14 protein-coding genes are annotated in these 17837 nt (G+C 36.5%); 2 read left to right on the top strand and 12 right to left on the bottom strand.

Annotated elements, in window-relative coordinates; all coding sequences use genetic code 11:
• Positions 1-1205: 1205 nt before the first annotated feature.
• Complete coding sequence (locus tag ACIP9W_RS04075) at positions 1206-2081, bottom strand: helix-turn-helix domain-containing protein (RefSeq protein WP_400786874.1); 876 nt, start codon at positions 2079-2081, stop codon at positions 1206-1208.
• 319 nt (positions 2082-2400) lie between these two features.
• Here ACIP9W_RS04075 and ACIP9W_RS04070 point away from each other — a divergent pair, with 319 nt between their 5' ends.
• Positions 2401-3279: a putative bifunctional diguanylate cyclase/phosphodiesterase gene (locus ACIP9W_RS04070; RefSeq protein ID WP_400786321.1), complete on the top strand. Its 879-nt coding sequence runs from the start codon at positions 2401-2403 to the stop codon at positions 3277-3279.
• A 77-nt stretch (positions 3280-3356) separates the two neighbouring features.
• Here the strand turns inward: ACIP9W_RS04070 and ACIP9W_RS04065 are convergent, their stop codons facing one another.
• Both ACIP9W_RS04065 and tcuA read right to left on the bottom strand, forming a co-directional pair.
• On the bottom strand, positions 3357-4379 hold the full coding sequence (locus ACIP9W_RS04065; protein WP_400786872.1) for a tripartite tricarboxylate transporter substrate binding protein: 1023 nt from the start codon (positions 4377-4379) through the stop codon (positions 3357-3359).
• Between the two features lie 128 nt (positions 4380-4507).
• Positions 4508-6016, bottom strand: a complete 1509-nt coding sequence (gene tcuA / locus ACIP9W_RS04060; protein ID WP_400786319.1) for an FAD-dependent tricarballylate dehydrogenase TcuA — start codon at positions 6014-6016, stop codon at positions 4508-4510.
• A gap of 166 nt (positions 6017-6182) precedes the next feature.
• Between tcuA and ACIP9W_RS04055 the strand changes: the two genes are divergently transcribed.
• Positions 6183-7034 (top strand): LysR family transcriptional regulator, encoded by an 852-nt coding sequence (locus ACIP9W_RS04055; protein WP_400786316.1) that lies wholly within the window; start codon positions 6183-6185, stop codon positions 7032-7034.
• A gap of 72 nt (positions 7035-7106) precedes the next feature.
• On the opposite strand, the gene ACIP9W_RS04050 is transcribed toward ACIP9W_RS04055, so the two are convergent.
• From ACIP9W_RS04050 to ACIP9W_RS04010, 9 genes are all read right to left on the bottom strand, one after another.
• Positions 7107-7958 carry an STAS domain-containing protein gene (locus ACIP9W_RS04050; protein WP_400786314.1) on the bottom strand — a complete coding sequence of 284 codons (852 nt, stop codon included), beginning with the start codon at positions 7956-7958 and terminating at the stop codon, positions 7107-7109.
• A gap of 296 nt (positions 7959-8254) precedes the next feature.
• Positions 8255-9136 carry a Gfo/Idh/MocA family oxidoreductase gene (locus ACIP9W_RS04045; RefSeq protein WP_400786312.1) on the bottom strand — a complete coding sequence of 294 codons (882 nt, stop codon included), beginning with the start codon at positions 9134-9136 and terminating at the stop codon, positions 8255-8257.
• Positions 9133-10455, bottom strand: coding sequence for a GGDEF domain-containing protein (locus tag ACIP9W_RS04040; protein WP_400786311.1), 1323 nt, complete (start codon positions 10453-10455; stop codon positions 9133-9135). Before ACIP9W_RS04040 ends, ACIP9W_RS04045 begins: the two co-directional genes overlap by 4 nt.
• 60 nt (positions 10456-10515) lie before the next feature.
• Complete coding sequence (locus ACIP9W_RS04035; RefSeq protein WP_400786308.1) at positions 10516-11574, bottom strand: dihydrodipicolinate synthase family protein; 1059 nt, start codon at positions 11572-11574, stop codon at positions 10516-10518.
• Positions 11575-12591, bottom strand: coding sequence for an NAD-dependent epimerase/dehydratase family protein (locus tag ACIP9W_RS04030; protein ID WP_400786305.1), 1017 nt, complete (start codon positions 12589-12591; stop codon positions 11575-11577).
• Between the two features lie 24 nt (positions 12592-12615).
• The gene (locus ACIP9W_RS04025; RefSeq protein WP_400786303.1) at positions 12616-13833 is read right to left on the bottom strand and encodes an Nramp family divalent metal transporter; all 1218 of its coding nucleotides are present in this window, start codon (positions 13831-13833) and stop codon (positions 12616-12618) included.
• Positions 13834-14115: 282 nt separating this feature from the next.
• On the bottom strand, positions 14116-15735 hold the full coding sequence (locus tag ACIP9W_RS04020; protein ID WP_400786301.1) for an extracellular solute-binding protein: 1620 nt from the start codon (positions 15733-15735) through the stop codon (positions 14116-14118).
• A gap of 67 nt (positions 15736-15802) precedes the next feature.
• On the bottom strand, positions 15803-16678 hold the full coding sequence (locus ACIP9W_RS04015; RefSeq protein ID WP_400786299.1) for a carbohydrate ABC transporter permease: 876 nt from the start codon (positions 16676-16678) through the stop codon (positions 15803-15805).
• Positions 16679-16765: 87 nt separating this feature from the next.
• Positions 16766-17689, bottom strand: a complete 924-nt coding sequence (locus ACIP9W_RS04010; protein WP_400786870.1) for an ABC transporter permease — start codon at positions 17687-17689, stop codon at positions 16766-16768.
• Positions 17690-17837 lie beyond the last annotated feature (148 nt).

Genomic DNA, 17837 nt, shown 5'->3' with positions numbered 1-17837 from the left:
CCAAACTATTAAATCCACATAACTATAGATTACCCAATACAGTACATTTTTACATATGGAAAGAAAAAAGCGTAATCCTAATTGGACTACGCTTTCTTCTTTCCCCTAAATGGGGATACACTCGGAAAATTCGCTATTGTTGCTTTGTTAAACCGTTACTGACAATATTAACTTTCATCTCGTCAGTGCAGTTCACTTTGTCTGAAAAACCATCAGACATCAAGGTGCACTTCCACAAAAAACTTTTCTTTCACTTGCCGATCATACTCTTTGGATCAGAACCTAAATATATCGGTTCCCGACGAGAGTGCCTTTCGCCAGTAAAGCAAATTTTCCGCCAAGGCTGTGCAAATCATCCTTTGGAGTCTCTTGTAAACACATCGTTTACCAGTCCCTTCCTACGGTAGTTCCGCCTTGTATTATTTATATACCCCGCCTCATATTAGTTAAACATCTTTTTTTAAAAAAATTCTATACACGCTATAGATTAATATCTTCAGATGTACTACAAAAGAAAAGAAAAAGCGTAATCCTAATTGGACTACGCTTTCTTCTTTCCCCTAAATGGGGATACGCTCGGAAAATTCGCTAATGTTACTTTGTTAAAACGTTACTGACAATGTTAACTTTCATCTCGTCAGTGCAGTTCACTTTGTCTGAAACATCATCAGACATCAAGGTGCACTTCCACAAAAAACTTTTCTTTCACTTGCCGATCATACTCTTTGGATCAGAACCTAAATATATCGGTTCCCGACGAGAGTGCCTTTCGCCAGTAAAGCAAATTTTCCGCCAAGGCTGTGCAAATCATCCTTTGGAGTCTCTTGTAAACGCATCGTTTACCAGTCCCTTCCTACGGTAGTTCCGCCTTGTATTATTTATGTACCCCACTCAAAATCATTTAAACATCTTTTTTAAAAATCTTTTTTTCAAATACAGGGACAAAGTTCGACATAAAGTGCAAGCTTAAAGAGGAAAATATCCATTTATGCATATTCTAGAGATTTTTCTTATCAAATTTAGTATATTTGAAATGCAAAAGATATTTTACACAGAAATTATTAAGTATTTTGTACCTCTTGTAAACACTCAATTATTCTTATTGCAATTTATTTAAGGAGTACAACATCTTAATATTAGTTTGGAGAAACTATTTATCCTTTAGCAAATAGCATGTTAATGTTCGCCACATAAGTCTTCTTAATTTAGTCTAAGTATTGTTTTTTATTTTGTTTAATTGCACTGATGTAAAAAGGAAGTTCGAGGAATTCAAAGAAAAACAATGCTTGCTTATATACTTCTTTGATTTCTACAATAGCAACATTCATTTTTTCTAAGCACTGACCTTTGTAGTATAAAAATTGACCAACCAAAAAGAAAAAAGACGTCTCTTTTGATTTTTGTATCCCTTGATTTGCAGTTTCTAAAGCTACATCGAAGTCTTGTATATCGTAAAGTATTTTACATTTGTTGAATAATACAGTAATAAGGGTTTCAAAAATCTTATGATCGTTATAATTTTTATGCATATGCTCTTTTAAGATTTTATTATAGTGGAATAAACATTTTTGACTTTCTCCATTCTCTCCATATACATTAGCAATTGTATTGTTAATTTTTATATGCAAAAATCGGAACTGTATTGTAGTTTGATTGGAAAAGTTTAAAATGCTCTTTAACTTTAGAATGCATTCTTCTGGAGAAATCATTTTTAAGTAGTAATGAGATGTATGTAAAATATAGTCTAGATAAAAATTTAACCAAATATTATCTCCATCCATCTTTTTATTGCTAAGGATCGAAAGAACTTTTTTATAATCATGCTCTTTTAAATGAAACTCAATATCTTTTATTAGCTTTTCACTTTCTAGTACATTTTTATGAAATAACATTTCTATGAAGTATTCGACTGGAACTTGTAGTTTTAATGCGATTTTTAATAATGTATCTATTGCCGGATATACTTCTCCTGCTTCAATTCTACTTATAGTCGACTGTGTACAAATATTACTTGCGAGCTCCTTCTGGGACATCCCCATTTCAGCTCTAAGTTTGCTAATTTCTAAACCTAAGTATTTCATTTCCAAAGAATCACCCCATATTATTATGAAAAGGAAGGTAAAAAAACATGAAAAAGTTTAAAAAAGTATTGGTTGTCCTATTTGTTCTATCTGTAGTACTTTATTCAAACATCGGTAATGAGACTGCTCAACCAAAAGTTAAAGGTCCAATTACAACCTTAGATCTACCATTCATTAATTAATTCTATTAGATTTTTCTAATAGTTCAAGAAAAAACATTTCCCACTTGTAGAAATCCAGTTGATCTTAGCTAAGTACTTAGTTCAACTGGACATTCTGTTGGAAGCGCTCATAAACTAAACATATAAGGAGAAAGACTATGGAATCTAAAGCAAATCTTCAACAATATAATCCTACACTATCGCAATATAGCTCAAATATCATCCATTCCCAACTAAATAAATCATTTTCTCTAGAGTCTAGCCTTCCATATGCAATTGAGCAAAACCAATTAGAATTATACTACCAACCAAAAATCAATGCTAAAACCAATCAAATTATAGGAGCCGAAGCTCTTATAAGATGGAATCATCCTAAATGGGGAATTATTTCACCAAATGAATTTATTCCTTTAGCTGAGAAAACGGGAATAATAAATGAGATAGGTAAATGGGTGAAACAAACAGCTTGTGCTCAAAATAAAGCTTGGCAAGAAGCGCAACTTCCGATGATTCCTATTTCAATTAATTTATCTGCATCTCGCTTTTTAGAAAGAGATTTAATTTGCAATATAGTTCAGACGTTGAAAGATACGAAACTAGAACCTCAATACTTAGAAATAGAAATAACAGAGACATCTCTGTTAGAAAATGAGGAAATTGTTTTTTCTGTATTAGATGAACTTAGAAATTTAGGTATTAAAATCGCCCTAGACGATTTTGGAACAGGTTACTCTTCCCTTTCCTATCTTAATCGTTTCAAAGGAAAACTAGATATCCTTAAAATTGACCGTTCTTTTATTCGTGATTTAAGTAGTTCACATGAAGAGGATTCCAATTTTATAGTGAATATGATTATCCAACTGTCACACCAGCTAAAGATGGAAGTAATTGCTGAAGGCGTTGAAACGAATGAACAGCTGCAAGTATTACAAAAATACAATTGCAATATTATTCAAGGTTACTTGTTCTCTAAACCACTAACTGCATCTAAATTTGCCGACTTACTAAAAACGTCCCTATGTGAGAAACAAGACTAGATTGTTTCTTACATAAGGACATTTTTTTAATAAGAACAGTTTTGCTTGACTCGTACGCTTAGATCAAAAAAAGAAAACTATTTGGCCATATCTAGTGCGTTAAGCAGTTCCGCAATTTGATCATTCTGCTGATTTAAAAATTCTTTAAAGTCTTCTGAGTTTTTATAGTCACTTTCCCAACCGGCACTTGTCATTGCTGTTTTCCATTCTTCTGTTTCTACCATTTGTTGAATCTTCTCATTCCAGTAGCTAAGCGCACCCTCACTCATTTCTTTTGGTCCAAAGATTCCTCGCCAAATCATAAATTCCGCATCGATTCCTAGTTCATTCATAGTCGGGACGTCTTTCAGTTCTCCTCCCATCCGCTCCGGAGAAGCGACCGCAAGCACTTTTACTTCTCCAGCTTTTACATACTGAGTTACAGATGAAGCATCTGTTGCAAGTACATCCGCATTACCACCTAATAAAGCAGTCATGGCTTCGCCGGTGCCATCATACGAGACGTATTTGATGGATTTGTGATCTATTCCAGTCTTATACGCAGGTAATATGGAAACTAAATGATACATCGAACCAGGGCCTGATCCTCCTGCAAATGAAAGAGAGGTAGGATCCTTTTTTAAATCATCTAATAATGCTTGGAGATCATTATACTTAGAATCTGCTCTAACCACAATGGAGCCATAATCTTTTGTTAATTGGGCAAGAGGTGTCGTATCGTTATGTCCAAATGGGCTATTCCCTTCTTTTTTCAAATGATTGATTAGAACAGGAGGTGAACCTGTGAATAATTTGTAATCATTTTTAGCTTCTTGTGTAACATAACTAGCGAGGAAGACAGTGCCTCCACCGCCCGGCTTATTTTCGACCGTCATACTTCCATCCACAAGCTTGGCATCTGTCATCACTTTCGTAAATGTTCGAGCTGTTCTATCCCAACCTCCCCCTGGTCCAGAAGGTGCTACGACAACAATTGCTTTTTCTGGGTACGCATTTTTATTAGCTCCACTAGCGGTATTCCCCTCAGATCCGCTACATCCCGCTAAGCCTAACGCCATAACTGTTCCAAGTAAAATTCCTTTCCATTTTGCCGTTTTCATCATTACTACTTCACCCCTTCAGATAGTATGAATCTCCATTTTTCTAGTAAGCTTTGAAAGCGTATACATACTTAGTTAAATGAATTCTCCCCGACGCTATAATCAGGGAGAATTCTATTCGTATAAGATTAGTTCACCAGCTCCGCATTTTTGCCTAGGATATACTGCGCGGCAGATGTACCTGCTAATTTTCCATAAACGGCACCAGACATCAGACCAGATCCGCCTGGATAGTTTTCGTAAAAGATTCCACCAATCATTTCACCAGCCGCAAACAGTCCTTTAATCGGCTGTTCTTCTTTATTCAATACTTCTCCCGAGGTATTTACATGTAATCCACCAAACGAGAAGGTGATACCACATGTTACAGGGAAAGCGTAGAATGGCGATTTCTCAATTCGGAGTGCCCAGTTCGATTTTGGTGGAGTAATTCCTTTCGTTCCTTTTCCATCTTTCTCTGCCGGCTTGTAATCGCCTTCCTGCACTGCCTTGTTATACTCTTCAATCGTTTTTAGAAATTGTTTTTGAGCTACTGGCAATAAATTTGCAAGTTCTTCTAGCGTATCGGCTTGATAGAAAGTTGCTTCTTCCAAGTCATATTCTTTCCGCAGCATCGGGCGAACTTGAGCATCATAAATTTGGTAAGCTACATGTCCTGGTTGTTTTAATACTTCGCGACCATATTTGGCATACGTATAATTCCGTAAATCTGCTCCTTCATCTACAAAACGTTTACCGTCATTATTCAGCATAATGCTGTAAGGATACGAATGCTTTTTAAAAATATCACCCGGTTTTGTAAAGTCTCCCACAATCGGTGCGTTTGAATCTGTTCCAATCGAATGGCAGCCGGACCATTCTCCAAATTTTTGAGCTCCAACTTCTAAAGCCATGAAAATACCATCACCTGTATTAAATTCAGTCCCACGGACAATGGCAGCTTCCCATTCTTCACCGATATGTTCGCTTCTCAATTTCTTATTTGCCTCGAAACTACCGCAAGCTAAAATGACACCGACTGTATTTACTGTAACTTTCTCGTTATCTTTCTCCACTACAATACCCGTAATTTGGTTGTTCTCTTTTATTAATTTCACCGCTCGCGATTCATACCATATATCGATTTCGAGCTCCTTCACTTTAGTGAAAAGTTGCTTCATTAGTCCTACACCTTTGTCTTCTGTTTTAATAGGCAGACCGCCCCAAAAGTGGCGTTTACCATCTTGTATAAAGGATTGATTTTCATAGTTCAACTCAAATTTGATACCTTGATCTCGCATCCATGCAATCGTTTCATAAGATTTAGAAACTAACTGTTTCGCAAGTCCAGGATTACTTTTTCCTCCTGTAACGCGCATCAGATCATCATAATAATCACTTTCACCGTATTCGGGCATCATGATTAGATCTGCTTCTTCATCTGTCAATTCTGGAATAATTTTTCGGATAGCTTCTAAATTATTATAAGCAACACGAATTGCCCCATCTGTAAAAAAGGAGTTCCCTCCACGTTTTTCCTCAGGTCCTCTTTCCAAGACAAGAACATTCGCTCCACCCTCTTTTGCAGCAATCGCCGAACATAAAGCTGCATTCCCTGCTCCAACTACCACTACATCATAACTTTGTGTATGTGACATTTCGACCCCTCCTTCATAACTCTTAACGTTATAGTAGAGTAAAATGAGAGATAAATATAATATCGTTTTTTTATTTTCATCCATAAAAGAATTTTATTAATAAGTTATCAAGTGATATGATGAAATTAATTGATTGAATATTTTGTTTTGGTGAGGTGGACATTTTTTGGATGAAAAAGATTGGCATATATTAACGACGCTTTATGAAGAGAAGAATATAACAAAAGCAGCTGGGCGGCTTTATATTTCACAGCCTGCTTTAACTTATCGAATACAGCAGATGGAAAAAGAATTCGATTCCAAGATCGTATCGAGAGGAAAAAAAGGGGTCGAGTTTACGGTAAAAGGAGAATTTCTTGTCCAATACGCTCAGAACATGATTGATCAATTACGCAAAACAAAAGAAGAGATTTTAAACATGGACAACACCATAAAAGGTACACTTAGATTAGCTGTGTCTGGTCTATTTGCTCGTTATGAGCTACCTTCTTTATTGAAAGAATTTTTGTCCATATACCCTGAAGTTGAGGTAAATTTAAAAACAGGTTGGAGCTCCGACATTCATCAAATGCTTCAAAAAGAAGAATCGCATCTTGGAATTGTGAGAGGAGATTATAGCTGGAAGGAAAATAAAATCTTATTACGGGAAGAAAAGATATGCATCGCTTCTAGTAAAAAAATAGCATTCGACGAACTTCCATACCTACCGAGAGTGAATTACCAAACGGACCATTCGTTAAAAAATACAATTGAAAACTGGTGGCAAGAAACGTATTCGGTTCCACCAATGATATCGATGGAAGTAGACCGGCTTGATACATGCAAGGAACTGGTTCTAAATGGTCTAGGATACGCTATTCTACCAGAGATTTGTATTAAGAATGATGAGGACTTGTATATTGCTCCTATTGTTTTAGATGACAATAAGTATTTACTAAGAAATACATGGATATTTTATCGGGATACTGCTCTAGAGTTAGCTCAAGTTAAAGCTTTTATTGATTTTTTGAATGATTAATGTTTCTTGGTAAAATCAAAAAAGCCCCCATCTATTAGACAAACTAACAAATGAGGGCAGTTTCTGATTCACCTAAATATTTTTATAAACACCAGTCATGAACAACGCCTGTTTTAACGAACTGAATGTTGGTATACTGCTAAAATCGAGTCCTAACTGAATGGAAGTTTGGGCTATTTCTGGACGAATACCGGACATATAAGTTTGGATGCCGAGTAAGTTAAGAATATCCATCAATTGAAACATTTCGTTGGCTACCATCGTGTCCATTATCGGGACAGCAGAAATATCAATAAAAAGCTGTTCAATTCCAAGAGCAGAACACTTTTGTGGCACTTCTTGTAGTAATGCTTTTGCTCGGCTCGTATCAATATCACCTACAATTGGTAACACAGCTACCCTTTCTAAAATTGGGATAACTGGAGTGCCCAATTCATTTATTAATGTTTGTTGTGCAGTCAAACGATTATTGGATAGCTCATAGTATTTTTCTGAAAACAGATAGATAAGATGATCAAAAGATGTATTGTATATTACACTCCATTTTATAATATCTGTTTTGGACACTAGCTCTTCATGTTCTTTTGCAAAGAGACTAACAAACCCCCATATAGTTTCACGGGTTTTGTTTAAAGCCTCAATGACTTCATGTATAGGCGTATTATTTTCAATTCTACTTTTAGCTACTGTCTCAGCCCATAGCAATTGTTGCTCCTCTAAAGAACCCTTTCCCTCTAGAAATGCGGAGACAACAGTTTTTATCGTCAAAGCATGTTGTTCTAGTAGAATGTCATCTATTTGTGGATTCGAATTGTTCGAGTAAAAAGCCCCAGTAAAATTGTCTTTCTCCGAGAACCATCGTTCTGTAATATTTCTAGAATTGTTAATTAGGTATTCATAAAGTTGTTCATTAATTGATTTCAATTTACTTCCTTCTTTCTTAATTAACACATGGCTTCTTTAAGTATAAATGTTTCGAAGGAAAAATGGTAGTTTGCTGCCAAACTGGTACTTTGGAAAGATCAGCATTGATTCTTAGCAAATAGTTAAGTCCCTGGATGGTCCAGCTAATATTTTCAGAAAATGCATTCGGAATGTGAATCTCTCCAAATGTTTTTATGCAACAAAAAAGTCCGTTCATCAGCTTCTTTGTGAACAGACTTTAAATTTAAATGATTCGCTACATCCAGCGATGTTCCAATGTTTATCTAGGCTTTCTATTAAATTTTTTTCACAGGAACACACCTTAGTTTGTTAATATTTTCTATTAAGTGAATGATTTTTGCTGTTTCTTCTAAAGAGACAGGGGTTACCCCTGTTTTAAAAAAGGCTACTACATGTTCGATTAGCCCCGCATAATACGGCTTTTGTTCTGTCCATAATTGTAATGAATGTATCTGTTCCTCAGAATGGAGGATTGCTCCAAAACGATTATGCCATGCGTTTTCTCCTCTTATAATTACATGTTTACCATTTACAAAGGTGAAATGTATCTGCTCACAATCTGAATGTACTTCATAGTTTATATGTTCGACCTCGGTTCCAAAAAGGGTTACGACCATTTCAACTAGATGAATCCCATACCAAAAGTAGCCTGGCATTTGTGCTTGCATCGGAGTGGGGCCGAAGAAGTAGCCACTTTGGATATCTCCCTTATTCGCAATCCTACTAACAGATTCCGCGAATCGTAAGGAGGAGGCACTCATCACCGGTGTACGATGTTCTGCGCTTAGCTTCATCAATTCTTTCATCTCTGCACTGCTCATCACGATTGGTTTATCTATGAAAACCGGTTTTCCATATCCGACAATTTTTTTGAACCAGTCTAAATGATTTCTACCATCCACTGTCCCAAGGATTACTGCATCGACAGCGTTCATAAATGTTGCCACATTGTCTATTGGGATGACCCCATATTTATTTATAACTATTTCAAAATATTGAGGAAAACGACTTTTGCTGATTGGTAAATCCTCTGAAAAAGTAGGGATAGCATGCGTAATTCTTGCCCCTTTTACATAGTAAGGATCGTTCCTGTCATTTAATAATCTCGTGAAAATTTCACTATGCGAAGTGTCGAGTCCTATTAAGCCAATTTTCATACGTTGCTCTCCTCCTTATTAAGCAGAGAAAATACTTGTCTTGGTCTCCCCCTTCTTGATATTTTTTCTATACCTATTACTTCTATTAACTTTGCATCCAACCAAGACTGTACAATACGATGGGCACTTCTCGGGGTTATTCCTAAAACGGTAGCTAATTCATGGGCAGTAAACTCATTTTTCTTTTTTCGTTTTATTAATGCCATTGTCTTTTCTATATTCGCTGCACTCATCCCAATTGTTTCTGCTTTGCTTATTAATAGTTGATCAGTGACTGCTAACGGATACTTAAGGGGGGCTATTAAATCGATTGGACCAAATACACTACGATCCTCTCTAACTATAAAACAGGATGATCCCCCATTTTCTTGCGCTTGAACAAGTGCTACCCTCGAATGAGAACCCGCTTCTAGCGCAGTAAATCCAAAACCAATTCCTATAGATAAATGAACTCCTAACTTCTTTTTTACCTCATTTAAAATAGGTAGAGACTTATATCCTTCGGTAATCCTTTCAAATATTCCACGATTCGTGACAAATAAATATTCAGTACTGCTAAGTGCAGTTAAATATCCACTCATTTGTTCTGCAAAATGAAGTAACATTCGATAAGTGTCATGATTTCTTTTTTGTACTTGCTGTTCAGTCATAAATTCATTCATAATAGCTGATGAGTTTTCAATAAAAATTCTCCCAAAAATAATTTGCATTTCCTTTTGCTGTCGCTGATTTGTTCCAAGAAGCATTCTTTCTATGGCGACAATGATATCTTCTTCTGCAGGCTTTAACCACTCATTAATTATATTTTTTTGGTTCAAGGTTTCACTTACTAACTTCAAGCTGGTGACAACAACGGTTGAAGAATCTTTTTCTATATTATTGAGATGAAAATTAACCACATCTCTTAAATTTTCCATGGAGATAACGCCTTCAAAATTACTATAGGTAAACGTTTCTTCTAGATTACTTTTTACTATTTCGATATATTCATTTGGAATTCCATCGAAGCTTATAGAAGAGAAATTATGTTTACGTTTCAATTTATACAATGCCTGATATAATCCTGAACCTTTCAAAGGTATATAAAACGCTGGAATATCATGGGGCACCTCTTCTTTCGCAACTAAGTACGGGATTCTTCCCGAATAAAATAAACAATCAACCTTTTCCCTCAGCTCAACTGTGAAATCCTTAGCTTCTTCTATCTTATCGGATAACCGAAAGATAGGCTGGATAGTAGGAAAGAGATCAAAACATCGTATAAGTGAATCGCGTATCCAAAGAGGTCCAATTACCCCTACCTTTATTTCCGTCTTCATAAAACCCTACCTTCCCAATAGGAAAAGACACATCCTACAGAATGTGTCTCCTCCTATTACTTACTTTTCCATTTCGTTGTTTAGAAAAGACTTCACGAATTTATCGTCATTCAGTTCTGGATAGGTTGCGTACACTCGGTCAATTTCTTCTGATTGACCGGGACTCAAAGTTTCATGATCCATTAAACACCAGTTCCCTTTGAGAAGTCCTTGTCTTGTGAGAACTTCATTGATGCCTGCGATGCTTCCTTTAAAATCATTTTTTGCATCAAAAAATGCAGAATTTGCATCTGTTACATTTTGAGCTATAGAAAACCACTTTTTATCCACTTGCTCCTTATTATGGGCAAGTTTCTGTTGCTCAAACAGTTTTACTGCTTCATATGTCCAAACCGACCAGTGTCCTAGTAGGCCACCAACGATTGGTTTTGTTGCTTGTTTTCCGTCTAATTCAAAATCATATATCGTAAACAAATCGGTAATAATATTATCGTCATTTCCCGTATAAAGTGCTATTTCGTCGCGTCTTGGTGAAGCACAAACTGCCCTGATTACATCTAATGTAAGATATCGATTAAAAGGCGCCATTTTAATACCTACTACATTCGGTATATTCGCAAACTTTTCCCAAAAGTCATAACTAAAAACTCGACCACCAACTGCTGGCTGCAGATAAAAACCAAACACCGGTAATTCTTTTGCGACTTCTGCTGTACGGATGAGCAGTTCCTTTTCGGAATACTCGTTTAATCCTCCGTTGCTTAATAATACTATATCGTAACCAAGAGATTTAGCTATTTTTGTTTCTTTTATCGCCTGCTCCGTGCCTCCGCAAACCCCTGCTATTTTTAGGAATGGACGTTGCAACTGTGCTTTCTCCACTTCCTCTATCGCTAACCTTAAAACGATTTCATATAGATTAAAGGAAGGATCCCGAATTTCAAATTGAGTTGTATGCACTCCAACCGCAATTCCACCAACACCAGCTTCTAAATAGTATCTTGTCAATCTTCTCTGTGCTTCCTCGTCCAACTGCTTATTAATCGTTAAGGCAAGAGGGTGCGCTGGGATAAAGGCTCCTTCATGCAAATGCTCCTTCAATTCTGGTGATAGGGTCATTTAAAATTCCCCCTTCCTCTCTTGGAAATGAGTCGGCTTATTGAGCGTTTCCCCGTCATTCTCCACCCAATTAGATGTCCATTCTATCATCTCTCTTATGGAAACACGGGGATAGCCAAATAGTTTATGTGCTTTACTGGAATTGTTCAATAGAGCATTTTCTTCCTCTTTCCCTACGAAAATTGGCTCTTTACCGAACAAACGTCCAAATTCATTTGCAAGCCATCTAACTGAAAGTGTTTCCGGACCTGTGACATTAATAATTGTTGGAGGTGTGCTAGCTATCAATAGGGATCGAATTGCGTATTCATTGGCATCCCCTTGCCAAATAACGTTTACATGCCCCATAGATAAATCTAGTGGCACTTCATTGTAGACAGATCGGGCAATCTCTAGTAATACGCCATACCTCATATCAATCGCATAATTCAATCTAAAAATGGTTAGCGGTGTCTTTTCTTTTTGAGAAAAATAAGTAAAAACTCTTTCTCTTCCTAAAGAAGACTGCCCATATTCACCAACTGGTGCAACTGGATGGAGTTCATCACAACCGCCAAAAGCAACCGGTACAAGAGGGTATACATTTCCAGTAGAAAATGCAACTATATTCGATCCTTTAAAATGCTCCGCTACTCTTCCGGGTAAGTAAGTATTCATTGCCCACGTAAAATGTTCATTTCCCGTAGTTCCAAATTTATTGCCTGCCATATAAATCACATTCTTTTCAACAGGTATACGCTTAAGCTCTTCATCATCTAACAGATCTGTAGCAATTGTTTCAATCCCAGCTCTTTCCAACTCTTCTTTCAATGTGCCATTTGAAAACCGAGAAACACCGATTACTTTTTTATCTACACCGGCCTTATCAATCGCTTTTTTTGCCATCATAGCAAGTGTAGGCCCCATCTTACCACCTATACCTAAAATCATAATATTGCCTTCTAATTTCACTATATCTTCTATCAATGCAGCGGATGGTTCAGTCATTAAGTTTTCCAATTCTTCAACTGTTTTCAACGTATATCCCCCTATTCAACCCTTTTAAGAAAAAAAGATATTTTTGATATTGTTAAATGCTAAATAAATTAAAACAAGCAACCCAATAACCCCTAAAATATTACTTAACCACTTATTTCGGAGCTCCCCCATCACGCTTTCATCGTTGGCCACAACTAAAATAGCAATTGCAATGAAAGGCACAACTAAAATGGTTACTGCTTGAGCGAAAATGATTAAGTTTAAAGGAGCTGATCCAAAAATAATCCCAATAGCAGATCCGAAAAGCATCACCAGGATAATAAACAATTTCACTTTCATATTCGCTAGATTATTTCCTATGCCTAGACCGTCAGCGAGTAATGCTCCCCCAATCGTCGCATTTCCCATCAAGGAGGAGAATGACGCACCGAATAACCCGAGCATGAATACAAAAGTAGACCAACTTCCGAATAGTGGCTCTAGCGCCAATCCCATTTCACTTGCGTCATTTACAATAAGTCCCTGAGGTTTCAAAATAGTAGCAGCAGTGATCATAATAAGAAATGAAATAAACCCAAGAAGAAAAATTCCTAAAAACGATTCCTTCTTACCACTTCCTGCATCTGAAATAGTCCATCCTTTTTCTTTAACTAAATACGATTGATATAACGCACCGACAACAGAAAAACTTGTCGCGAATAAAGCAATGATTAATCCAATACTATCTTTAGGAATAATCGGGATGAAACCTTTAAATATATCAGCCAATGAAGGCTGAACTAATATTACTGTAATTAGAAAAGCGAGCAACATAATCACAACTAAAACAAGCATCATTTTTTCCAGAATGTTATAAAACTGTTTTGCAAACAATAAACCTATGGAGATTAAGGTAAAAGCCACAATCCAAATAGTCGAATTCATACTGGTGACCGTTGATACAGCAATCCCAACACCAATTGCATTACCAGCCTGGAAAGAAGCAGTTACCAAAAACGCTCCAATCCCTATCAATGCCCCCGCAAATATTCCCCATTTTTTCTTCATAACTTCTATGAAAGTCGATTTTGCTGCTATCCCAATTCTCGTGCTCATCTCCGTATAAACCATCATCAAAATGACTGCTAGTACAAGCGCCCAAACCAATTGCGAACCATATATGGCACCTATTTTCGAAGATAATGTAACACTTCCTGGGCCGAGCACTAACGCCGAAGTAATCAACGCAGGACCTAGATAATTAAGAATATTTTTCTTTTTCCCCTCTGTTCTACCTGTCAATTTAAATCTCCCTTCCGCTTTAAATATTCCGAACTTTCTATTATTATATTAACTTACTACTTTAATAGATGACATGTCTTTAATATGACTTTAATTTGGAAGGTATACGGGTGTAACTATTCTGCATTACTAGTGCCCGAATTTTGCATCAAACCATAGGTAAGAAAAATAGCCAAAGTTTTCACACCTTGGCTACTGCTTTCCTATTCTGACAATCATATTCAACCTTGAGTTGTATATGATTGTCAGAATGTTTTAGAATTGTTTTTTGCATAGGAAATGTTATTTCCATTCTCTTTCTGTATAACCCTTTTCTTTAATTCCTTCATTTGTTTCCTTAATAATCGCTTCGCCTCCTTTTTTCAAGTACTCGTCGACAAGTTTATCCCAATCCGATATTGGTCTTTGACCGGCAATCATTTTGGATTGCTCATTGATCAAAAACTGCATTAACTCTGTACCTTTTTCTTGGTTTGTTGGTGACAATACTCCATAAGAAGGATCCACATATAATTTATTGGACTCGAACATTTCCTGCAAAGAAGTTGTCATCTCTTTCAACTCTGGTAATTTGTAATCATCTGCATAATTAATATTTGCGTCCGCAGGGACTTGTTCTCTGTTATCTAAGAAGTAAGTCGATGGTGCAAGTCCTTCAGATGAGAAAGTCGGGACTTGAACAGGAGCTCCATTTTCCATGTTGTAACCAATTCCTTCTTTACCTAAATAGAAATCAAAATCCGCATTTTGTGGATTTTTTTCATCTCTCGGATAATACTTCTTACCGAAATCCACCATCTCCAATGCACGATAAATCTTTCCTTCATCATCAGCAAGTTTAGCATTTAGCGCTAGGATTCCCGAATATCCAGAGCCTATTGTGAAGCCTTTTGACTTATCAGGAGTTTCAAAAGGAGGTATGGCTACAAGCTGTGCTTCTGGATTTATAGCTAATAATCCTTCAAAATATGCCTCTGACATACCTGATACCCCACCCACAAAAATACCAGCTTTTCCTGAATAAAATTCCGTGTTTGTACTTGCCCAATCTAGAACAGCAAAATCTTTTGTCATTGCGCCTTCTTTATAAAGATTAGCAAAAAATTGAACCAAATCTTTTCTTCCATCGGAAATCACACCAGGGATATAATCTCCATCATCATTTTGGTGATACCATGCATTAAAATCCCAATATGTTCCCATGTTAAAGTTTGGATTTATATTTTCACCAATAGCAACCCCGTACGTATCTGCTTTACCATTACCATCCGGGTCATCCTTCGTAAATGCTATTGCAACTTTCTCCAATTCTTCGTAGTTCGTTGGTATTTCCAGTCCAAGCTTATCTAACCAATCTTTACGAATGATTGGTGTTACAGGATATGGTTGAGAATAACGTGGGATCCCGTATATTTTTCCATTCACTTTAAAAGAATTGTATACATAGTCTGGTATATTACCAAGCGTTTCATAGTTTGATAGATAATCATCTAACGGTAAAAATGCCCCATCTTCAGCCCATTGGTAGAAGCGTGTATCAGTACCAGGAAATCCTATTAAGTCCGGCATAGAACCCGACGCTACAATTGCCGAGGATTTTTCAATATAATCCCCTTGAGGAATAATCTCTGGTTTATAATCTACGTTGAATCGTTCGTTTATCGCATCTAGTCCTGGACTACTTAAAGGGGGAGGATCGCCAAAACGAAATGTCATCCCGGTAATTGTATATTTTTCACTATGATCAAATGGATCAATTTCAACCTGCTCTTCTGTTTCTACTTTAGTATCTTTTTCCTTGTCTGTTTCCTTTACACTGGTTGTTTCATCAGAAGTACATGCTATCAACATAAAACTTAGGACTAGAAGTAGAAAGCTAATAATAAAATACCGTTTTTTCACATTAACCCCTCCATTAATCTTTTAATAAAGAAATAATTACATTCTTATTACTGATAACAGGCGTATTCTAACCTTTTACAGACCCAAGCATCACTCCTTTTGCAAAATGTTTTTGTAAGAATGGATATACAACTAGTATTGGTAAGGTTGCCAATAAAATAGCAGCCATTTGTACCGTCTCTGGAGGAGGGAGAGCCTCTAGCATGGCAGCGTGACCGCCAAGAGCAGCATTTGGTTCATTCACAATGACAATTTGCCGTAAAATAACCTGTATTGGCCACTTAGCAGGATCGTTTAAATAGAGAACTCCCGAGAAATAACTATTCCAATGACCCACTGCATAAAACAGGCCGAAAGCTGCTAAAGCAGGTTTCGATAAAGGCAAAATAATTTTCGTGAAGATTTGAATATCATTGGCTCCGTCCATAAGTGCAGCTTCTGTCAGTTCTTCCGGAATCCCTTTAAAAAATTGAGTCATGATGATTAAGTTAAATGGACTTATCGCCACTGGTATTATCAATGCCCATAACGAATTCAATAAACCGGTTTCTTTTACGATAATGTATGTCGGAATCATCCCTGCAGAAAATAGTACTGTAAACAATACTAGGAATAAGATTATCCGTTGCCCAATAATATTTCTGGTTAAGGTATAAGCCATTGTAGACGTGAAAACAAGGTTAACAAAAGTTCCTACCACCGTTATATACACTGTTACCCAAAGTGATCGAAGGAATTGATCAGACCCTAAAATATAGCTATATGCATCTGTCACCCAATCCTTTGGCCACAAGAGAAAATCACTATTGAGTACATCACTTACACTTGAAAAGGAAACGGAGAAAATATAGAGAAAAGGGAAAAGCATAGCTACTGCGATCAATAACAACAGTATGTTATTAACGATTTCCATTACCCTTTCTCCAGCTGATAATTTAAACATAATCTTGCCTCCTAACATAAAGTGAAACTTCAATCAGTGGGAGTCTTACTCCCCGTTAATGCGGGATAAATCTATCAAGCTAGTAACTTAATATAAGCCCTCTTCACCAAATTTCTTCGCAAGTCTATTGGCCAGAACAACGAGTATTAAACCAATAACACCTTTGAACAACCCTACTGCTGTAGCGAAACTGAAATTGGCTTGCTGGATTCCTTTAAAATACACGTACGTATCCAGAACATTCCCCGATTCCATATTAAAAGGATTCAACATTAGAAATATTTGCTCGAACCCACTATCCATGACATTCCCTAAACGTAGGATTAATAAGATGACAATTGTACTTTTTAGTGCTGGTAAAGTGATATGCCACATTTGTCTTAAACGGCTAGCACCGTCCATTACAGCGGCCTCATATAAATGGGGGCTAATACCAGACAATGCTGCCAAAAATAGAATAGTCCCCCATCCAGATTCCTTCCAGATAACTTGCAAAATGACTATAGGCTTGAACAAAGCTGGATCTGTTAAAAATGGGATGGGATTTGCATCCATAAAATTCACTAAGAAGTTATTAACTAGACCTTCACTTCTTAGAAAAATAACGGTAATTCCCACAACAACGACCCATGACAAAAAATGTGGTAAATAAACAACAGATTGTAAAAAGTTCTTATAAACTCGTATTCTAATTTCATTGAGCATTAAGGCAAGGACAATGGAGATTGGAAAGGCGAAAAAAATTTGTAGCAAAGATATTTGCAGGGTATTCCAAATAACTTGGATAACCTCAGCATCTTCGAAGATTAATTTAAAATATTTTAATCCTACCCAAGGACTATCGACGAACCCTCGAAACGGGCTATAGTCCTTAAACGCCAGGAGTATTCCCGCCATAGGTATGTAGCGGTATATGATAAAATATAAAACGCCAGGTAAGATTAGTAATAGTAAATAACGATCTTTCCATAACTTCGTTTTTAAAGATATTTTCTTTCTTTTAGTTGGGATATGATTTGATGTCGTTAGCGTTGAATCCAGCGTATGAAGTTCCTTATTTTTAGTTTCAATAACCACCCTCCCCTTTCCCACAGGTTCTTTCTTTGTTGATTTATCAAACTACCGGAGTTTGAGTCTTCAGATAAATAAAAGTTATATT

Source organism: Psychrobacillus sp. NPDC093180 (assembly GCF_044754065.1).
Lineage (GTDB): Bacteria > Bacillota > Bacilli > Bacillales_A > Planococcaceae > Psychrobacillus.
This window is presented reverse-complemented; position numbering and strand designations above follow the sequence as displayed.